The 19,103-nt window shown below is 36.1% G+C and carries 14 protein-coding genes and 1 pseudogene; all 15 read right to left on the bottom strand.

Translation table 11 applies throughout. The annotated features are described in order from the left end of the window. Window positions 1-7: 7 nt before the first annotated feature. Window positions 8-592 carry a Holliday junction branch migration protein RuvA gene (gene ruvA / locus P163_RS05510; protein WP_034888517.1) on the bottom strand — a complete coding sequence of 195 codons (585 nt, stop codon included), beginning with the start codon at window positions 590-592 and terminating at the stop codon, window positions 8-10. A gap of 87 nt (window positions 593-679) precedes the next feature. Further along, window positions 680-2,962, bottom strand: coding sequence for an NADP-dependent malic enzyme (locus P163_RS05505; RefSeq protein WP_034888512.1), 2,283 nt, complete (start codon window positions 2,960-2,962; stop codon window positions 680-682). 107 nt (window positions 2,963-3,069) lie between these two features. Then, a complete protein-coding gene (locus P163_RS05500; RefSeq protein ID WP_034888510.1) occupies window positions 3,070-3,684 on the bottom strand; it encodes a hypothetical protein in 615 nt (204 codons plus the stop codon). Beyond that, window positions 3,668-4,162 (bottom strand): RNA polymerase sigma factor, encoded by a 495-nt coding sequence (locus P163_RS05495; protein WP_034888508.1) that lies wholly within the window; start codon window positions 4,160-4,162, stop codon window positions 3,668-3,670. The genes P163_RS05500 and P163_RS05495 overlap by 17 nt, the downstream gene beginning before the upstream one ends. Window positions 4,163-4,230: 68 nt before the next feature. Further along, window positions 4,231-5,154, bottom strand: coding sequence for a tRNA epoxyqueuosine(34) reductase QueG (queG, locus tag P163_RS05490; RefSeq protein ID WP_034888506.1), 924 nt, complete (start codon window positions 5,152-5,154; stop codon window positions 4,231-4,233). A gap of 4 nt (window positions 5,155-5,158) precedes the next feature. Then, window positions 5,159-6,490 (bottom strand): cytochrome P450, encoded by a 1,332-nt coding sequence (locus P163_RS05485; RefSeq protein ID WP_034888504.1) that lies wholly within the window; start codon window positions 6,488-6,490, stop codon window positions 5,159-5,161. Window positions 6,491-6,571: 81 nt separating this feature from the next. Next, on the bottom strand, window positions 6,572-7,246 hold the full coding sequence (locus P163_RS05480) for a hypothetical protein (RefSeq protein ID WP_231556160.1): 675 nt from the start codon (window positions 7,244-7,246) through the stop codon (window positions 6,572-6,574). Window positions 7,247-7,394: 148 nt separating this feature from the next. Next, window positions 7,395-8,417, bottom strand: a complete 1,023-nt coding sequence (gene ruvB / locus P163_RS05475; protein ID WP_034888499.1) for a Holliday junction branch migration DNA helicase RuvB — start codon at window positions 8,415-8,417, stop codon at window positions 7,395-7,397. Between the two features lie 104 nt (window positions 8,418-8,521). Next, complete coding sequence (locus P163_RS05470; protein ID WP_034888495.1) at window positions 8,522-10,342, bottom strand: cbb3-type cytochrome c oxidase subunit I; 1,821 nt, start codon at window positions 10,340-10,342, stop codon at window positions 8,522-8,524. A 19-nt stretch (window positions 10,343-10,361) separates the two neighbouring features. Continuing rightward, the gene (locus tag P163_RS05465; protein WP_034888492.1) at window positions 10,362-11,504 is read right to left on the bottom strand and encodes a cytochrome c oxidase subunit II; all 1,143 of its coding nucleotides are present in this window, start codon (window positions 11,502-11,504) and stop codon (window positions 10,362-10,364) included. Window positions 11,505-11,534: 30 nt separating this feature from the next. Then, complete coding sequence (locus tag P163_RS05460) at window positions 11,535-12,914, bottom strand: hypothetical protein (protein WP_034888490.1); 1,380 nt, start codon at window positions 12,912-12,914, stop codon at window positions 11,535-11,537. 26 nt (window positions 12,915-12,940) lie between these two features. After that, the gene (locus P163_RS05455) at window positions 12,941-13,630 is read right to left on the bottom strand and encodes a c-type cytochrome (protein ID WP_034888488.1); all 690 of its coding nucleotides are present in this window, start codon (window positions 13,628-13,630) and stop codon (window positions 12,941-12,943) included. A gap of 12 nt (window positions 13,631-13,642) precedes the next feature. Further along, entirely contained in the window at window positions 13,643-14,164 is a 522-nt protein-coding gene (locus tag P163_RS05450; RefSeq protein WP_034888486.1) for a DUF3341 domain-containing protein, read from the bottom strand. Window position 14,165: 1 nt separating this feature from the next. Next, window positions 14,166-15,976, bottom strand: a pseudogene (gene nrfD / locus P163_RS05445) (NrfD/PsrC family molybdoenzyme membrane anchor subunit). 45 nt (window positions 15,977-16,021) lie between these two features. After that, window positions 16,022-19,099, bottom strand: a complete 3,078-nt coding sequence (locus P163_RS05440; RefSeq protein ID WP_034888482.1) for a TAT-variant-translocated molybdopterin oxidoreductase — start codon at window positions 19,097-19,099, stop codon at window positions 16,022-16,024. Between the last annotated feature and the right edge of the window lie 4 nt (window positions 19,100-19,103).

Below are 19,103 nucleotides of genomic sequence, written 5' to 3'. Positions count from 1 at the left end.
AATGAAATTATAAATTCTTTAAGGCTAATTTGATGATCGTCTCCACGGTAGGGTCTGTGGTTTCTTTCATTATTTTGTCTACAACTTTCTCGGCTGGTTTTCGAGCAAAACCTAAAGTTTCTAAAGCAGATAACGCTTCTTCTTTGTTGGTATTGCTCTGAGAAATGAAAACTTCTCCTTCTCCAAACACTTTTAACACCTTGTCTTTTAGATCTAAAATAACTCGTTGAGCAGTTTTTGCACCTATTCCTTTTATACTTTGTATGGTTGCTGCATCCCCAGATGCAATAGCGTCAATAATATTTTTAGGCTCCAAAGAAGATAACATAGTTCTTGCTATACTAGCACCAATACCAGATACAGAGATCAATAATCTAAACAATTCTCGTTCAGATTTTTCCATAAACCCAAATAGAGTCTGTGAATCTTCTTTTACTTGTAAATGAGTATATATGCTAATAGCTTCTGAAGCGCTATTTAGAAGTGAAAATGTATGCAAGGATATATGTACAAAATATCCCACCCCGTTGCAGTCTATTACAACATGGGTGGGATTTTTTTCTATCAATTGCCCCTTTAAATGATGAATCATGTATGGATAAAATGTTAGTATCCAAATGTACTAAAATAATACGGAGCTCCAAGAAAATATCAAAATTCAGAAAAAAGCTTAAATAGCTTATTTACTGCGCTTTTGCTTTTCCTGAGCATCAATAACTGCAATGGCAGCCATATTTACAATTTCTTCAACACTAGCACCTAATTGAAGGATGTGAACCGGCTTGTTCATCCCCATCATAATAGGTCCTATAGAGTCTGTTTTATTCAACTCTTTAATAAGCTTGTAAGTTCCATTTGCAGATTCTAAGTTTGGAAAGATCAAAGTATTTACTTTTTTACCCACCAATTTAGAGAATGGAAACTTACTTTCTAGCATTTCTCTATTAAGTGCAAAGTCTACCTGTATCTCACCATCTACTTTTAGATCTGGAAAAGCTCTATGTAAATACTTTACAGCGGTCTTCACTTTTTGAGCTCTCTCATGTTTGGAAGACCCAAAATTGGCATAAGAGATCATTCCTATAACCGGCTCCATACCAAATAATTTTACCGTTTTAGCGGTCATCTGAGCGATCTTAGCTAGATCTTTGGCAGAAGGATCTATGTTTATAGAAGTATCACTTATAAATAAAGGCCCCCTAGAAGTATTCATAAGGTTGGTTGCTGCAACTCTATCTATACCTTTAGCCATCCCAATAAGCTCTAACATAGGTTTTACCACTGTTGGATAAGCTCTAGAATACCCAGAAAGGAGCGCATCTGCATCTCCTACATTCACCATCATTGCTGCGAAATAATCCCGTTGGCGCATTAACTTCTGAGCATCATATTTGGTAACGCCATTTCTATATCGTGCTTTCCAGTATACATCTGCATAAGAATTTCGTCTCTCTTTTTCTTCATCTGATTTTGGATCTACAATTAAAATATTGTCATGATCAAAATCTATTTCATTCATCAATTCTATAATAACCTCTTTGCTACCTAAAAGTATAGGTACCGCAATTCCCTCCTCATGAACAATTTGGGCTGCTTTAAGTACATCCAAGTGATCTGCTTCTGCAAAAACCACCATTTTAGGTTGAGATTTTGCTCGGTTCATCAACAACCTGGAAACCTTATTATCATTCCCCATTCTTTCCAGTAGCTCGTCTTCATAACGCTCCCAATCTAGAATAGGACTTTTCGCCACTCCACTTTCCATTGCTGCTCTTGCTACTGCAGGAGGAACTTTAGCTATCAATCGAGGATCAAAAGGTTTCGGAATGATATATTCCGGACCAAAATTAAGTTTGGTTTCGTTATAAGCAATGTTCACTTGCTCCGGCACAGGCTCCTTCGCCATAGCTGCCAATGCTTTTACTGCCGCCATTTTCATAGCTTCATTGATCTTTGTGGCTCTAACATCTAAAGCTCCCCTAAAGATATATGGAAATCCAAGAACATTATTTACCTGATTAGGATGATCACTTCTTCCTGTTGCCATTATAAGATCTTTACGTGTAGCAACAGCAAGATTATATTCAATCTCTGGATCTGGATTTGCCATTGCAAAAACAATGGGCCTTTTAGCCATGGTCTTTAGCATAGCTGGAGTTACAATATCTTTAACCGAAAGCCCTACAAAAACATCGGCATCTTTCATAGCCTCTGTTAGCGTATCTATTTTTCTTTTAGTTGCAAATTCTAATTTTTCAACAGAAAGATTAGTTCTATCTGCACGAATTACACCTTTACTATCTAACATTACGATATTCTCAGACTTCGCACCAAAGGCTTTGTACAGTTTAGTACAGGAAACAGCAGCTGCTCCGGCTCCACTAATTACTATTTTAACCTTTTCTATTTTTTTCTTAGCAAGTTCTAAGGCATTTATAAGAGCTGCGGCAGAAATGATAGCAGTACCGTGCTGATCATCATGCATCACCGGAATATCCAATTCTTCTTTTAATCTTCTTTCTATCTCAAAAGCTTCCGGAGCTTTAATATCTTCTAAATTGATGCCTCCAAAGGTTGGAGCAATATTCTTAACAGTTGCTATAAAAGATTCTACATCTTTAGTATCTACCTCAATATCAAAAACATCTATATCTGCAAAGATCTTGAACAAAAGTCCCTTTCCTTCCATTACAGGTTTAGATGCTAATGGACCAATATCTCCTAATCCAAGAACTGCTGTTCCGTTTGAAATAACAGCTACTAAATTTCCTTTAGCGGTATATTTATAAGCATTTTCTTTATCTTTTTCTATCTCCAAACATGGTACTGCAACACCTGGAGAATAAGCCAAAGAAAGATCTCGTTGGGTTGCATATTTTTTGGTGGGAACTACTTCAATTTTTCCCGGTTTTGGTTTGGCGTGATAAACCAGTGCCTCTCGTCTTTTACTATCCTTACTCATAATCTAATTTTGTGGCTGAGAAACAAAGGTAACAAGCTTTACTTTTTTCAGGTATATAAATATCAAATACTTTACACCTAATATTTATCAAGAAATTAGGTCAACTCTTAAATATCCAATTTCTCTAGCTCCTCCATATCATGAATAATTGCCTCAATTCGTTTAATTAATTTACCATAGACTACATGAGTACTTAATTTATAACTGAGCACTCCTAAACCAGACAATAGAAGCGCAATAGCTACTACTATAAGAATTTGAAAAGACATATCTGCGCCCATAAAACTAGACATTAAAGGTGTACCTTGAAAATACAACCAATAAGCCGGAATAATAAGTATAGGCAGCCCTATTGCTAATAATTTGGTATAAAACCTCTGAATAGCTTTTAACTGTGTATCATAATTTATTAAATACAAATAGGTGTTCGCGCTTGAATTAAATCCGTCCACTTTCTTCAACATTTTTTTATTCAGAAAGAATAATAAAATCAGTAAAGCTCCTAAATAAAACCCTAGTAGCATCTTACCTAAAAAAACAAATAATCCAAATAGAACTAGAGCCATTGGAATAAGACTAAGGTTATCCCATTTAGATTCGGACTTGATCTTATCAATTATCAGCTTGGATTTTTTCGTATAGAGATCCTTAACTAAAGGTGATTTTAAACTTTTATCAGATTCAAAACCTTCTTTCCATATATTTTCAATAGATCTTTCCATCAAGTAATGTCTTTAATTTTTTCTTAATTCTAGTGATTTTAACTCCGATGTTATTGGGCGATAAACCTATTATTTCTGCTATTTCTTGGTATGAATTTTCTTCTAAGTAAAGCAGTATGATCGCTCTGTCTAGTTCTGAAAGCTTTTTTATAGCTATGTAAAGAAGTTTAAGAGATTCGTCATTGAAGGGATTCAGATCATTAGGTGTAACAGTAGCAAGATCTTTTAGTTCCACACTTTTCTTATTTACTTTCTTATCCTTCTTAAGCAGGGAAAGTGAAACATTTAAAGAAATTCGGTAAACCCAAGTAGACCATTTGGAATCACCCTTAAAATTCTCCCGACTTTTCCATAGCTGAAGACAAACTTCTTGGTAGTAATCCTGAAAATCTTCTTCAGTATCCGTATATGCACGACATATCTTAATGATTATTCCGGCATAAGGCAAAATGAACTGTGTATAGAAATCTTTACTCAAACCTTCTTTTAATAGATTAGTTATGAAAAGTTGAGTTTATTACAGTTGTGTACATAAAAATTAAAATCTTACTTTTTCAAGAAATCAATATTCCTTCTAAGACCTTCAAACTTGGTTCTTTTTACGGCAGACTTTTTAAAAATTTCATTGAAAGTTTCTTTGGTAAGTTCTTCCCAGTCTTTCTTAGAATTATCTAATAACCGTAGATTCGGATTGAATAATGGTTCGTTATGAGGTTGTGAAAATTTATTCCACGGACAAACATCCTGGCAAACATCACATCCAAACATCCAATCGTTAAATTGATCTTTATAGGAATTTGGTAATTCATTTTTCAATTCTATGGTAAAGTAGGAAATACATTTACTGCCATCTACTTTATAGGGTTCTACTATGGCCTGCGTTGGGCATGCATCTATACAAGCAGTACAACTTCCACAGTGGTCTGTAACCGGAGTGTCATATTCCAGCTCGAGATCTACAATAAGTTCAGCTATAAAATAATAAGAACCTACTTGCTTTGTTAATAGATTAGCATTCTTTCCTATCCAGCCTAACCCGCTTCTTGCTGCCCATGCTTTATCTAATACCGGAGCTGAATCAACAAAAGCTCTTCCATCTACCTCTCCAATTTCATCCTGAATGTACTTGAGTAGATTTTTGAGCTTATCTTTTATTACAAAATGATAATCTGTACCAAAGGCGTATTTACTGATCTTATAAGTATCCTCTCGCTGAAATTCTGAAGGATAATAATTAAGCAATAAAGAAATCACACTTTTTGATCCTTCTACCAGTTTTGTTGGATCTAACCGCTTATCAAAATGATTTTCCATGTAACTCATTTCACCATGCATATTCTTTTGAAGCCAAGTTTCCAATCTTGGAGCCTCTTCTTCTAAAAATTCTGCTTTGGAAATACCACAAGACATAAAACCGAGGCGTTTCGCTTCGGTTTTTATCAATTCTGAATATTTAGATTTTTGCAACATTTAGCTATCGCTTTTGAAACTTCAAAATAGCATTTTTAGGTTTTAAAGTTATGAGAGGTAAAATTTCTATAGGTGTTGTTTTTGGTTCTATTTTGTAATTGCTTACCACCTTTGAGACTGCAAGTATCATTTCAAACATAGCAAAGTTGTTTCCAATACATTTCCTTGGACCTGCTCCAAAAGGTGCGTAATACGGTGTGTGCAAATATGGATCTGAATCTGAAAATCTTTCAGGATCAAATTTCTCCGGATTTTCCCAATGATCTTTGTGCTTATGGATCTCGTGAAAAGAGAATAGCAAATTGGAACCTTTAGGAATTTCCAAGCCTTCAAAAGAATCATCTTCTAAATTTATCCTATCTATAAAATAAGCCGGAGGATATAATCGCATAGTCTCCTCGATAACCTTCTTGGTATAACTACAAGCCTGAATAAATTCCATTAATGTATGAGTTTCTTGCTTAGCCTTCAAACTCTCCTCATAGATCTTCTGTTGAGATTCTGGATTTCTAGCTAACAACTCTGCAGCAAAAGTGAGCGCATTAGAAGTAGTTTCATGACCAGCAGTAAACAATATCAAGATCTCATCTATTAATTGTTCTTCATCCATTTCATTACCATCCTCATAGCGTGCATCTAACAGCATATCTAAAAGATCGTTCTCTCTTATATCGCTTTCTTTTCTGGCTTTTACCAGCTTTTTAAGGATTACTCTTGCCTCATCTGTAAGATCTGTGTGCTTTTTAATTTCACCTCCATACTTAAACCATAAACTCAAGAAAGGTTGACGCAGTTCTCTCACTAACATTTTCTGGGCTGCTTCTGTGATAAATTGTAGCCTAGCAATGTCTTTATCTCCAACTGCACTGCTAAACAAAGATTTGACAACTGTCTGAAAAGCAAGATCATTAAAAACTGGAAATATATCAACATCCCTATCGGTTTGGATCTTATCCAGTTCTGTAAGTATCGCTTTGTGAATACTCTCCAACAGTAAAGTAAGCTGCTTTTTATGAAAGGCAGGCTGTATCAATTTTCGTTGCTTTTTCCAATGATCTCCCTCTGCAGTAAGCAATCCTCTCCCTACATATTTTACCAGATCTTTGGTTTGAATAGGAGACTTTGTATAATTTTTTTGATTTTTTTGAAGTACATATTCCGCCAGATAGGCATCTCTAGAAAAAATTACAGATTTTCCGGGACCTATAATCAATCTAAATGTATCTCCATGCTTCTCAAAATTACTGTGATGAAAAGGCAACGGATTCTTAAGAATATTGGAAGCATGTTTTAAGAACTCTAAAAATGAAACCTTGGGGATGTTCCTTTTATCCATTACAATACTATATTTAACAGTTAATTTAAAGCTATGAGCTGGTTCAACTAATTGATATTTCGAGTAAGAATCTGCTAAATATTAATTTTCTTCCACTTCTTCTATAGCACTCTCCCAATTTGAAGCAATAATTTCTTCTTTCTTTATCAGATTCCCTGAAGTAGTAAGTTGATATTGATCTTTTCCTGAGTTCTTGAGTTCCCAAATGATATCTTCTGCTTCCGGAAACGCAACCTTCCCTTCCATTTGATCTGCAAACAATCTCTTAACAATATTTCTATCAGACAAACCATCATTAAACAATCTTAAGATCTCCTCCTTAGTAAGGCTCGAATCTTTAGTATCTGCTGATATTATGGAGCAGTTTATAATTGTAGCACTAGAACTTGGAAACTTACCGTTATATGCTTTAAATAATAATTGTGTAATATGAAACAATGGAGCCTGTAGGTCCATATCTGGATACTCTTCACAAACCGTATCCATTAACATGTCATTTGAAATCTGCTCGATCTGACCATCAGATAATTGATCACCCAATTTATACTCTAAAACTACCTTTGCAGCTTCAGATGGTTCAAAATCTGTAATTGCCATGAAGAGCAATTCTCTCAAATTTTCAGGTTTCGAATCTTGGGCGTCTGGATAATTAAATTTATCTAGTAAAGAAATATAATCTTCACTACTCCAATATTCTCGAATCTCATCTACAGTCTGAACGTTCGCTATATTTATTATGTATTTCGTCTTCATCATTAATTTCTTGTTGATAGATTTACAATCTTTTCCTAAGAATAACCATTTAAAATCAACTAACTATTAATATAATGCCAAATTTCAATTGAAGTTAAACATAGAAGGTTTATCATTTATATAATAAAGATGTACAGGTTCTATACAACCATTAAAACAAGCCACCTTGAGTAGCTCCTTTTATCCTGCCTAAATGTCTATAAGCAGCTTCTGTTACTTCCCTACCGCGTGGTGTTCTAAAGATAAATCCTTGCTGAATTAGAAAAGGCTCATAAACTTCCTCAATAGTTTCAGCATTCTCACTAACCGCAGTTGCAAGAGTAGTAATACCCACCGGCCCTCCTTTAAATTTATCTATAATGGTGGTTAATATTTTATTATCCATTTCATCTAATCCATGAGCATCTACATTCAATGCTTTTAAGCTGAATTTAGAGATCTCCATATCAATCTTTCCATTGCCTTTAATCTGAGCAAAATCACGAACTCTCCTCAGTAGTGCATTGGCAATTCTTGGTGTACCCCTACTTCTACCCGCAATCTCTATGGCTGCGTCCATAGTTATTGGCACTCTTAAGATCTCTGCGCTACGTTCTAAAATGGTAGAAAGCAATTCTGTAGTGTAATACTGAAGTCTACTAGAAATACCAAATCTTGCTCTCATAGGAGCAGTAAGCAAGCCAGATCTTGTGGTAGCTCCAATTAAGGTAAATGGATTCAGGTTTATCTGAACTGTCCTTGCGTTAGGCCCACTTTCGATCATGATGTCTATCTTATAATCTTCCATCGCAGAGTATAGATATTCTTCTACTATAGGACTTAATCTATGGATCTCATCTATAAATAGAACATCTCTTTCTTCAAGATTGGTAAGTAACCCTGCAAGATCTCCTGGTTTGTCTATAACAGGACCTGAGGTAACTTTTATCCCAACTTGCAATTCATTGGCTAAAATATGGGCTAGAGTGGTCTTACCAAGTCCCGGAGGACCATGAAATAAGGTATGATCTAAAGCTTCTCCACGCTGATTTGCAGCTTCAACAAAGATCTTAAGATTCTCCAATACTTGATCCTGACCAGCAAAATCATCAAAACTTAAAGGCCTTAAAGCTCTTTCAATATCAAACTCTTCTGAAGAAAAATTATCTCCTGATGCGTCCAGATTCTCGTTCATACAATGTGGTATATTTTAATATCTAAAATGAGATGCTAACAAAGATAAAAGAAAAAAGCCTCTTCAAAATGAAAAGGCTTTTTATATTATAAGTAGAGAATTTTCTAATGATTCATCTCTTCTTCATTCTCTTGAAGTGGTACGTCCTGCGGGACGAAATCCTGACCAGCAATTACATATTCTCCATCTTCGTTGACCTTAGAATAATCGTAAGGCCATCTGTATACTGATGGTATAGCTCCAGGCCAGTTACCGTGAATATGCTCTACCGGAGTAGTCCATTCTAATGTGGTTGCATTCCAAGGATTCTGAGTAGCCTTCTTTCCGAAGAACATAGAACTAAAGAAATTATATAAGAATACTAATTGAACGATTGCAGTTATAATAGCAAAAACAGTTATGATAACATTTACATCTGCCAAATCATCAAAGTATGGAAATGCTGTATTCGTATAATATCTTCTTGGAAGACCTGCCATTCCAATAAAGTGCATTGGGAAGAATACCCCATACGCTCCAACAGCAGTTACCCAGAAATGAATATATCCTAAGTTCTTATTCATCATTCTACCAAACATTTTTGGAAACCAGTGGTATACACCAGCTAACAAACCGTAAAGTGCAGATATCCCCATTACAAGGTGGAAGTGAGCAATTACGAAATAAGTATCATGAACGTTGATATCTAAAGTACTATCTCCCAAAATAATTCCTGTTAGACCTCCAGTAATGAAGGTAGAAACGAAACCTATAGAAAATAACATAGCAGGGTTCATTTGCAGATTTCCCTTCCATAAAGTTGTGATCCAGTTAAAAGCTTTTACAGCAGATGGAATTGCAATTAACAAAGTTGTAAAGGTAAAAACAGATCCTAAGAAAGGATTCATACCAGACACGAACATGTGGTGTCCCCATACAATTGTAGATAGAAATGCAATTGCCAATATAGATGCTACCATGGCTCTATAACCAAATATTGGTTTACGTGCGTTGGTTGCCATAATTTCTGATACAAGCCCCATTGCCGGAAGTATAACGATATATACTTCAGGGTGCCCTAAGAACCAAAATAAGTGCTCAAATAATACTGGAGAACCACCTTGATGACTCAACACTTCTCCTTGTATAAAAATATCACTTAAGAAGAACGAGGTACCAAAACTTCTATCCATTATAAGTAACAATGCTGCAGATAATAATACAGGGAAAGAAACAACCCCAATAATAGCTGTTACAAAGAATGCCCAAATTGTAAGAGGAAGTCTAGTCATAGACATTCCAATAGTTCTCATATTGATAACGGTAACTATATAGTTTAAAGATCCTAATAAAGAGGAAGCAATAAATACAGCCATAGCACTTAACCAAAGAGTCATACCAAGACCAGAACCTCCAATAGCCTGTGGCAATGCACTAAGCGGCGGATAAATGGTCCAACCTGCTGAAGCGGGTCCTGCCTCCACGAAAAGAGAACTAAGCATAATTACACAAGAAACAAAGAATAACCAGTAAGATACCATGTTCAGAAATCCTGACGCCATATCTCTTGCACCAATTTGAAGTGGTATTAAAAGGTTACTAAATGTTCCACTTAAACCTGCGGTTAATACAAAAAATACCATGATAGTACCATGTATAGTTACAAGCGCTAGGTAGATCTCCGGAGACATAACACCATCTGGTGCCCATTTTCCTAAAAGTGCCTTAAAGATCCAGAAAGATTGCTCTGGCCATGCCAGTTGCATTCTAAAAAGAATCGACATTAATATACCGATAACACCCATTAACAAACCTGTTATAAGGTATTGTTTAGAGATCATCTTATGGTCTGTACTAAAAATGTACTTTGTAATAAAGGTTTGCTTATGATGATGCCCATGATCATCATGTGCGTGATCTAGCGTTGCGTGTCCTGCTGCTGACATAACTTTAAATCTTTAACTTTTAGTTTTCTTCTTTTTCTTCTACTGCTGATGCCACTTCTAAGTTCTCTTTTGGAGCATCTCCAACAGAATCTTCAGTATCTTGTGGTGCCATAGCATCCTTAAATGTTTGCTGTTCTTTTATCCAAGCATCATAATCTTCTTGAGACTCAACAACAATCTTCATTTGCATATTATAGTGACCTTGTCCACAAATCTTATTACATAAAAGATAGTAATCAAATTCGTAAGAATCTAAAGGAGCTTCACCTTCAGCCATTAACTTTTTAGAATTGTCTTTTCTAATTTCGTTAATGTTATCAACCTTTTCTACCATATATTCAGAGGCTCTCATCTCTTCCGTAGTGATAGAAGGAGTAAAACCAAACTGAGTGATCATTCCAGGAACTACGTTCATTTGAGCTCTAAAGTGAGGAAAATAAGCGGAGTGTAAAACATCTTGAGATCTAAGTTTAAAAACTACTGGCTTCCCAACTGGTAAGTGTAATTCTGTTGTAACCTTGTCATCCATAGCATAAGGATCGCTTTCATCTACCCCTAATTGATTTACACCCTCAATAAACCTAACATTGGCTTTACCTAAAGTATTATCATCACCAGAATATCTAGCTCTCCATGCAAATTGATATGCATAAAGCTCTACAACCATTGGATCTTCGTCTTCATTAATGTTCATAATATCAGACCAAGTGAACAACCCGTAGATTATAAGTCCGGCTAATACAATTACAGGTATAATGGTCCAGATGAATTCTAACTTATCATTATCTGCAAAGAACAAAGCCTTCTGCCCTTTCTTACCTGTATACTTTATAGCGAAGAAATGCAATAAAGCTTGAGTAAGAACCTGTACGAACATAATGATACCTATTGAAAGGAACATTAAGTTATCTACCGCTCCACCATGTTCTGAAGCAGCTTCCGGAAGATAGAATTTACTGTAATGCCAGAAACACCAGATCATCAAGGCATAAAAGAACACAACAAAACCAACCATGATATAAGCCTGGCTTTTGTTATCCTTATCATTGGCAACCTGTGATGAATCTACATCACTGCTTTTGGATAACTGGAATATCTTGGATATTTGCCACATGGTTACGGCAAAAAGTGCTAATACTATGATTACTAAAAATACAGTCATTTTTATAATATCTACTTTTAATACTAATTGTTAATAATGGTAATTTTCACTTTCTACAATGAATGGGTTACCTTTTGGTCTTAACGCTACTTTCCCAAGACCAGCACCTACAACTAAGATGAACAGACCAAGAAAGAACAATAATCCTCCAATTTCAGTAATTCCAAAGAACCAGTATGGACCAACCGTAGAAGGCATAACTAGTAAGAAAACATCAATATAGTGACCAGCTAATAACAAAACTCCTGCCATAATTACGAACCATGGAATACGTTTGTAATCACTATTTATTAATATTAAAATTGGGAATACAAAATTAAGCACTAGCATTCCAAAAAACAATAGATTATACTCTTGAATTCTAATAATAAAATAAGTTACTTCTTCAGGAATATTCGCATACCATATAAGCATAAATTGGCTAAACCATAAGTAAGTCCAGAATACACTAAAAGCAAACATGAATTTTGCAAGATCATGTAAATGACTATCGTTAATGAAAGGAACTAAGTTCAATTTCTTCAACATTATAGTTACCAATGCTATAACTGTTATAGCAGATACGAACATAGTAGCAAAAATGTACCATGCAAACAAAGTACTATACCAGTGAGGCGTCATAGACATGAACCAGTCCCAAGCCATAGTAGATTCTGTTACAATAAAGAACATCAAAAAGAAAACAGCTAATTTAAAGTTCCTTTTATAAGGAGCTAGATCTAACGCAGTTTCTTGAGCTAATGAATTTTTTCTAGAGAAGTGACGGTATAAGTTCCAACCTATAATATAGATAATTCCTCTAATTAGAAAGAATGGAAAATTTAAATATCCCGATTTTGCTTGAAGTATAGGATCATGCGCAACCAATTCTTCATTCTGCCATGGGTAGAAGTGTGTTCCAGCAAATACAACTATTAAAAATACTATAATAGATCCCGGAAGCAAGTAAGCGGTAATTCCTTCTATAACTCTGAATAGAACCGGAGACCACCCTGCAGAAGCAGCATATTGAATAGCATAAAAAACCAATGCTCCTAATGCTATCATAAAGAAAAAGAATGCATTCACAAAGGTTGCAGACCAAGGCTTGGTTTGATATTGATGTAATACATGCTCATAATGTGCATCATCATGAGATGCAGATTCGTGTGCATTAGTTTCATGTGAAACTGCCGCAGCACCATGTTCTTCATTCACAACTTCATGCTCACTAATTGCTTCATGATGATCTTCTTCTTCAGAATTCATTGCATGAGCTTCAGAATCTCCATGATGCTCTTCTGAAGCCATCATTTCTTTTAATTCCTCAACGTTAGAAGGTGTGGTTAAAAACCCGTATACCAGGCCTAATGCACCCACGATCATAAAAATGATAGCGGTTATTTTTAATTTACTGGATATCGTGTACATATGAATATATCTAAATACAGTTACTTTTAGTTGGTACTTTCTTTGGCTTGATCGGCAGTAGATGCTTGCTCCATAGAAGTTGATGGCTCTGCATTAACTGCAGGTATCAATTCTGTTTTGGCAGCATTTTCTGGTGTATCAAAACTTCTTTCAGGCTTACCTTCAAGTGCACCTTTTAATTTCATTACATAGTGATCTATTTGCCAACGCTCGTTGATAGTAGTTTGAGATGCATAAGATCCCATAGCATTCAATCCATAATACATAGCGTGATATACACTACCTTCTGTAATTGCTCTACCCTGATCATCATAAGAAGGTACCCCAAGGATCTTCTCACGTTCTACCAAAATTCCTTTTCCATTACCTTTATCACCGTGACATACTGCACAGTAAACAGTGTATAATTGCTGCCCAGCAGCAAGATTCTCCTGTGTATAAGGGATTGGGTTTGTTAGTTCTGCTTTTGCCTTTGCACTACCTTCATTTGAGTTTTCATACTCATAAGGAGTCCAACCACGAGGTATAGTTCCTTCTACAGGAGATTTAGCCTCTTGTTGGTCTTCAAAAACATCATACTCTCCATAAGCTTCATATCCAACTGGCTCGTACATGTCTGGGAAGTACTGATAGTTTGGACGTTCTTTGTTAAAGCAGGACGTTGCCGTTACCGCAACAAGCAGTAGTACTATAGATCTATGAAATAAACTTTTCATTCTGTTTATTTATTATTCAATTAATTTAATTTCTGAAGCGCCTGTATCGTATAAGAACTTAGTAAGGCTATCCACATCGTGATTTGCCGCATCAATTTCCACAAGAAAATGATCATCTGTTGTTCTAACGTCTGGATTTTCTGCAACTTTAAATGGCCAGATCTTACTTCTCATATAAAAAGTAATTACCATTAAGTGAGCCGCAAAGAAAACGGTTAATTCAAACATGATAGGCACAAATGCCGGCATGTTTTGAATATAACTGAAACTTGGCTTTCCACCAATGTCTTGAGGCCAGTCTTCAATCATGATAAAGTTCATCATTAAAGTAGCTACCGTTAAACCGGTAATACCATATAAGAATGCACATATCGCTAACCTTGTTGGCGCTAAACCCAGCGCTTTATCCAATCCGTGAACGGGGAATGGAGTAAAAACATCATTTATATGATAATTAGCTTTTCTAGTCTGCTTAACGGCTTGCATAAGCAAGTCATCGTCTGTATATAAAGCATGTATGACTTTCCCTGACATATTAGTTATTTTTTAAATTAGCTGCCTGAGTTGCCCAATCATCACGTTTAGCTCTATCGCCAAATGAATCGATAATTGTATTTAGCACTTCGTAATCCTGAAGAGACATATTACTAATTTGGTTAAAAGTATAGATACCTAATTGATGTAAATTCTGCTCCATCAAAGGTCCAACGTCGGTAAGCTTTTGAAGATCATCCTGACTTTGTACCGCAGGATCAAAAGTTCCAATTCTAGCTAACATAGCATCAACCCTATCTCGCTTAATATCTGTATCTACCAGAGCATTAAGGCTACTTTGATCTACACCATCTCTTGACTCCCCACTAAGAAGATCTCTATTTGGCTCATTAGCCGCTGGTTCACCTGCACTAGGATCATTATCTACGTGAATATGACCATGTGCATGATTAAAATCATCACCATGTTCTGCACGCAATCTCTTATACATTTCACCTGAAGATTTCAAGATTGTTTTAACTTCTGCTTGTGCGATCACTGGGAACGTACGTGCATAAAGCAGGAACAATACAAAGAAGAATCCAATGGTTCCAATAAATACTCCTATATCAACAAAGGTTGGGGAGAACATTGCCCAAGAAGATGGAGTTCTACCTTTACTTAAATCTATAACGATAATATCAAAACGTTCAAACCACATTCCAATGTTAATGATCAAGGCTACAAAGAAGGTCCAAACAATATTTCTTCTTAAGCTCTTAACCCATAAAGTAAGTGGCACAATAAAGTTACATGTAATAAGTGCCCAGAATGCCCACCAGTATGGCCCTGTTGCAGCACCAAAAGATAGATATGTATAATTTTCATAACTACTACCAGAATACCATCCAATGAAATACTCGGTGATATAAGCTACAGACACAATACCTCCTGTTAAAAGTATCACCTTGTTCATATATTCAATATGAAGAACGGTAATGTAATCTTCAAGATTAGATACTTTTCTCATAATGATCAACAAGGTTTGCACCATGGCGAATCCAGAGAAAATAGCTCCTGCCACGAAGTATGGAGGAAAAATTGTTGAGTGCCAACCAGGAACTACTGAGGTAGCAAAGTCAAAAGATACAATTGTGTGTACAGAAAGTACAAGCGGTGTAGCTAAACCTGCTAATACCAAAGATACTTCTTCAAAACGTTGCCAGTCTTTTACACGTCCGCTCCATCCAAAACTAAGAATACCATACATTTTCTTTTGAAAAGGACTAGTAGTCTTATCACGTATCATTGCAAAATCTGGTAACAAACCTGTCCACCAGAAAACTAGTGATACAGATAAGTAAGTAGATATTGCAAATACATCCCAAAGTAATGGCGAATTGAAGTTAACCCATAATGACCCAAATTGGTTAGGTATAGGTAATACCCAATAAGCTAACCATGGACGTCCCATGTGTATAATTGGGAACAAACCTGCCTGGAATACCGCAAAGATTGTCATTGCTTCTGCAGATCTGTTAACTGCCATTCTCCATTTTTGACGGAACAATAACAATACTGCCGATATTAAGGTCCCGGCGTGACCAATACCAACCCACCAAACAAAGTTGGTAATATCCCAAGCCCATCCAATGGTCTTGTTCAATCCCCAAACCCCGATTCCGGTAGAAACGGTATAAACAATACAACCTATCCCCATAAAAATGCCACTAAGGCAATCGAGAATACTATCCACCAAGATTTATTGGCCTTACCTAATACAGGAGCAGCTATCTCAACACTAATGTCATGATAGGTTTTATCTCCAATAACTAAAGGCTCTCTTATAGGTGCTTCGTAATGTGACGACATACTCTTAAAAATTGATTCTTAATAATTGATTCTTACACAAATTTTCTAAACCTCGTTTGTATTTTTAACTTTCACTTGATACATCACATTAGGTTGAGTTCCCAAGCTTTCTAAAAGATGATACATTCTCTCATCTTTTTTCATCTTCATGATCTCTGACTCTTTGTTATTGATGTCTCCAAAAACCATAGCTCCTTTATCACAAGCTGCAGAACAAGCTGTATGGAATTCACCATCTTCAACTTCTCTACCATCTCTCTTAGCATCTAGTATAGTTTTTTGTGTTTTCTGAATACACATAGAACATTTTTCCATAACCCCCCTAGAACGAACCACCACATCTGGGTTAAGTACCATTCTACCAAGATCATTATTCATATGGTAATCAAACTCATCGTTCTTAGCATAGTTAAACCAGTTAAAACGACGCACTTTATAAGGACAGTTGTTAGCACAATATCTTGTACCTACACAACGGTTATAAATCATTTGGTTCTGACCTTGACGACCGTGAGATGTTGCGGCAACCGGACATACTGTTTCACATGGAGCGTGATTACAGTGCTGACACATTACAGGTTGGAATGCAACTTCCGGATTTTCATCTGAGGCTGTCTCTACTGCAGAATAAGTATCAAATGCTGCAAGGTTTTCTAAAGCTTCTTGTTCTTCTTTAAAGGTATCTTCAGCAGAGTAATATCTATCGATACGCAACCAGTGCATATCTCTAAACTTTCTTACTTCTTCTTTACCTACTACAGGAACGTTATTTTCAGAATGACAAGCAATAACACAAGCACCACAACCGGTACAAGCATTTAAATCTATAGAAAGATTAAAGTGATGCCCTAAAGTTCTGTCAAAAGAAGTCCAGATATCAGCTTTATCAGAATCGGTAGGAACCTCTTCGTGATTGTAGCTCACCTCTGGCATTTTATTCCAATGCTCTTTTTCTTCCGTATTAAATTCGTGAAGTGTAGTTTCTTTAATAATATCATCACGACCTGCTAATGTGTTCTGCAATTGCACACATGCAAATTCGTGCATTCCTCCAGCTTTCTCTATAGTTACGTTCTGGAAAGATTTGAAATCTTGATAAAGAGGGAAGGCATTTACTCCAACCTTCATTTCATCTTGCATTCCTTCTTTCTTACCATAACCTAAGGCAAGTCCAACAGCTCCACGAGCCTGACCAGGCTGAATGATAACAGGTACATTTTTAACTACCTTGTTACCAACTTTAAGATTTACATAGCTACCATTTAAGGCACCGTCTGAAACCGTAGTATTTTCAAGACCTAACTCTTCTGCATCTACTCTAGAAACTGTTAAGTAGTTATCCCAAGTAGTTCTTGTAATTGGGTCTGGCATTTCTTGCAACCATGGGTTGTTAGCTTGCTGACCATCCCCTAAAGAAACTTTAGTATATAGAACAAGCTCCATAGTCCCCTTAGAATCTTCTCCATTAGCTAATCTACCGGCAGAAGCGTTAGCATCTACAGAAGATGAAGTAGCAGCTGATCCTGAAACTGCAGCATCTGCTCCAATTGTTACAGGACTTGTTGCCTTAAACACACCATCATGTAAAGCGTCATTCCAAGATATAGAAGACCAGGTTTCTTTTAAATAATTATAATAAGAAGTATCATTTCCTGACCATTTCAATAAAGAATCCTGAACTTGTCTTGTATCAAAAAGAGGGCGAATTGTTGGCTGTACCAACGCGAATTCTTCTTTTGTAAACTGAACATCTCCCCAAGCCTCAAGGTAATGTGGAGTTGCAGCTAAATATTTACATAGTTTTGCAGTTTCATCTTCTTTCATTGAGAAAGCCAAGGTGAAATCTACTTTTTTCATTCCTTCTACAAACTCAACTGCATTTGGCAAGCTATAAGCAGGGTTTACACCAGCTACCAATAAAGCACCAATTTTGCCAGAGTTCATATCTGCTACCAATTGCTGAACCGCTTTGTTATTACCTTGACGGATCATTCTTGGGTTAGCACTATCCATTACTTTACTTCCAAGAGCTTCATTAATACTAAGTACTAATGTTTGAGCATCTACATCTGGAATTCCAGATACAACTACAGCTCCACTTCCAGATTTACGCAATTGACTAGCAGCCTTCACAACTGCATCATCCACTTTAGAAGATAACTTACTGCTTGAAGAACCACCTACAATATAACTATACAAAGCAGAAAGAACCGCTTTTTGTTCAGAAGGCTTTACAGGTAATCTCTTATCTGCTTTAGCTCCAGAGTTAGTTAAGTTAGATTCGAATTGAATATGTCTTGACATCTTCCCGTTCTTAGGAACACGACTTTTAGCATATCCAACATCATAACCTCCACCTTGCCAATCTCCAAGAATATCTGCACCAATAGATACGATCATTTCAGCTTTAGAAAAATCGTAATTAGGTAACGCTCTTTGTCCGTATTTAGCTTCGAATGCATCTAAAACTGCATCTTCCGATATAGTATCATAAACTACGTGTCTTGAATTTCCGAATTTCCCAGAAAACTCTTTAATGACCTTTGAGGTAGATGGACTAGCAAATGTTTGCGTCAACAGAACTACTTCACCGGTAACATTTTCTAAACCTTTAGAAACCTTACTATCAAAGTCTTCCCATGAAACATTCTGACCATCTATCATAGGCCTTTTCACACGCTTACTATCATATAAAGAAAGCACAGAAGCATTAACTCTTGCTCCAGCTCCAGCCTTAACTGTTGACAGCGTATTATTCTCAATCTTAATTGGTCTACCTTCTCTAGTCTTAACCAATACACTTGCAAAATCAAATCCATCAGCAATTGTTGATGCATAATAATTTGCAATTCCAGGCACAATTCGCTCCGGTTGTACTACATAAGGGATAGATTTAATAACCGGCCCCTCGCAAGCAGCTAAAGAAGCTGCAGCTGTACTAAACCCAACATATTTCAAGAAATCACGTCTTGTAGTAGAAGAATTACTTAAGGATTCTTTATCCCCTAAAAATTCATCTGTTGGAATTTCTTCTGCAAATTCTTTTTGTTGGAGCGTCTCAACAATAGAGCTATTTTCTTTTAGCTCCTCAACACTTTTCCAGTATTTCTTGTTTGATGACATATAT

It is taken from the genome of Gillisia sp. Hel_I_29, assembly GCF_000744275.1.
In the GTDB taxonomy this organism is placed as follows: domain Bacteria; phylum Bacteroidota; class Bacteroidia; order Flavobacteriales; family Flavobacteriaceae; genus Gillisia.
The sequence above is the reverse complement of the archived record's forward strand: the minus strand, read 5'-3'. Positions and strand labels throughout refer to the sequence as shown.

What these genes read in the sequence shown, in the direction of transcription:
- ruvA (WP_034888517.1), bottom strand. Translation starts at nt 592, where the DNA reads ATGATTCATCATTTAAAGGGGCAATTGATAGAAAAAAATCCCACCCAT.
- P163_RS05505 (WP_034888512.1), bottom strand. Translation starts at nt 2,962, where the DNA reads ATGAGTAAGGATAGTAAAAGACGAGAGGCACTGGTTTATCACGCCAAA.
- P163_RS05500 (WP_034888510.1), bottom strand. Translation starts at nt 3,684, where the DNA reads ATGGAAAGATCTATTGAAAATATATGGAAAGAAGGTTTTGAATCTGAT.
- queG (WP_034888506.1), bottom strand. Translation starts at nt 5,154, where the DNA reads ATGTTGCAAAAATCTAAATATTCAGAATTGATAAAAACCGAAGCGAAA.
- P163_RS05485 (WP_034888504.1), bottom strand. Translation starts at nt 6,490, where the DNA reads ATGGATAAAAGGAACATCCCCAAGGTTTCATTTTTAGAGTTCTTAAAA.
- P163_RS05480 (WP_231556160.1), bottom strand. Translation starts at nt 7,246, where the DNA reads ATGATGAAGACGAAATACATAATAAATATAGCGAACGTTCAGACTGTA.
- ruvB (WP_034888499.1), bottom strand. Translation starts at nt 8,417, where the DNA reads ATGAACGAGAATCTGGACGCATCAGGAGATAATTTTTCTTCAGAAGAG.
- P163_RS05470 (WP_034888495.1), bottom strand. Translation starts at nt 10,342, where the DNA reads ATGTCAGCAGCAGGACACGCAACGCTAGATCACGCACATGATGATCAT.
- P163_RS05465 (WP_034888492.1), bottom strand. Translation starts at nt 11,504, where the DNA reads ATGACTGTATTTTTAGTAATCATAGTATTAGCACTTTTTGCCGTAACC.
- P163_RS05460 (WP_034888490.1), bottom strand. Translation starts at nt 12,914, where the DNA reads ATGTACACGATATCCAGTAAATTAAAAATAACCGCTATCATTTTTATG.
- P163_RS05455 (WP_034888488.1), bottom strand. Translation starts at nt 13,630, where the DNA reads ATGAAAAGTTTATTTCATAGATCTATAGTACTACTGCTTGTTGCGGTA.
- P163_RS05450 (WP_034888486.1), bottom strand. Translation starts at nt 14,164, where the DNA reads ATGTCAGGGAAAGTCATACATGCTTTATATACAGACGATGACTTGCTT.
- P163_RS05440 (WP_034888482.1), bottom strand. Translation starts at nt 19,099, where the DNA reads ATGTCATCAAACAAGAAATACTGGAAAAGTGTTGAGGAGCTAAAAGAA.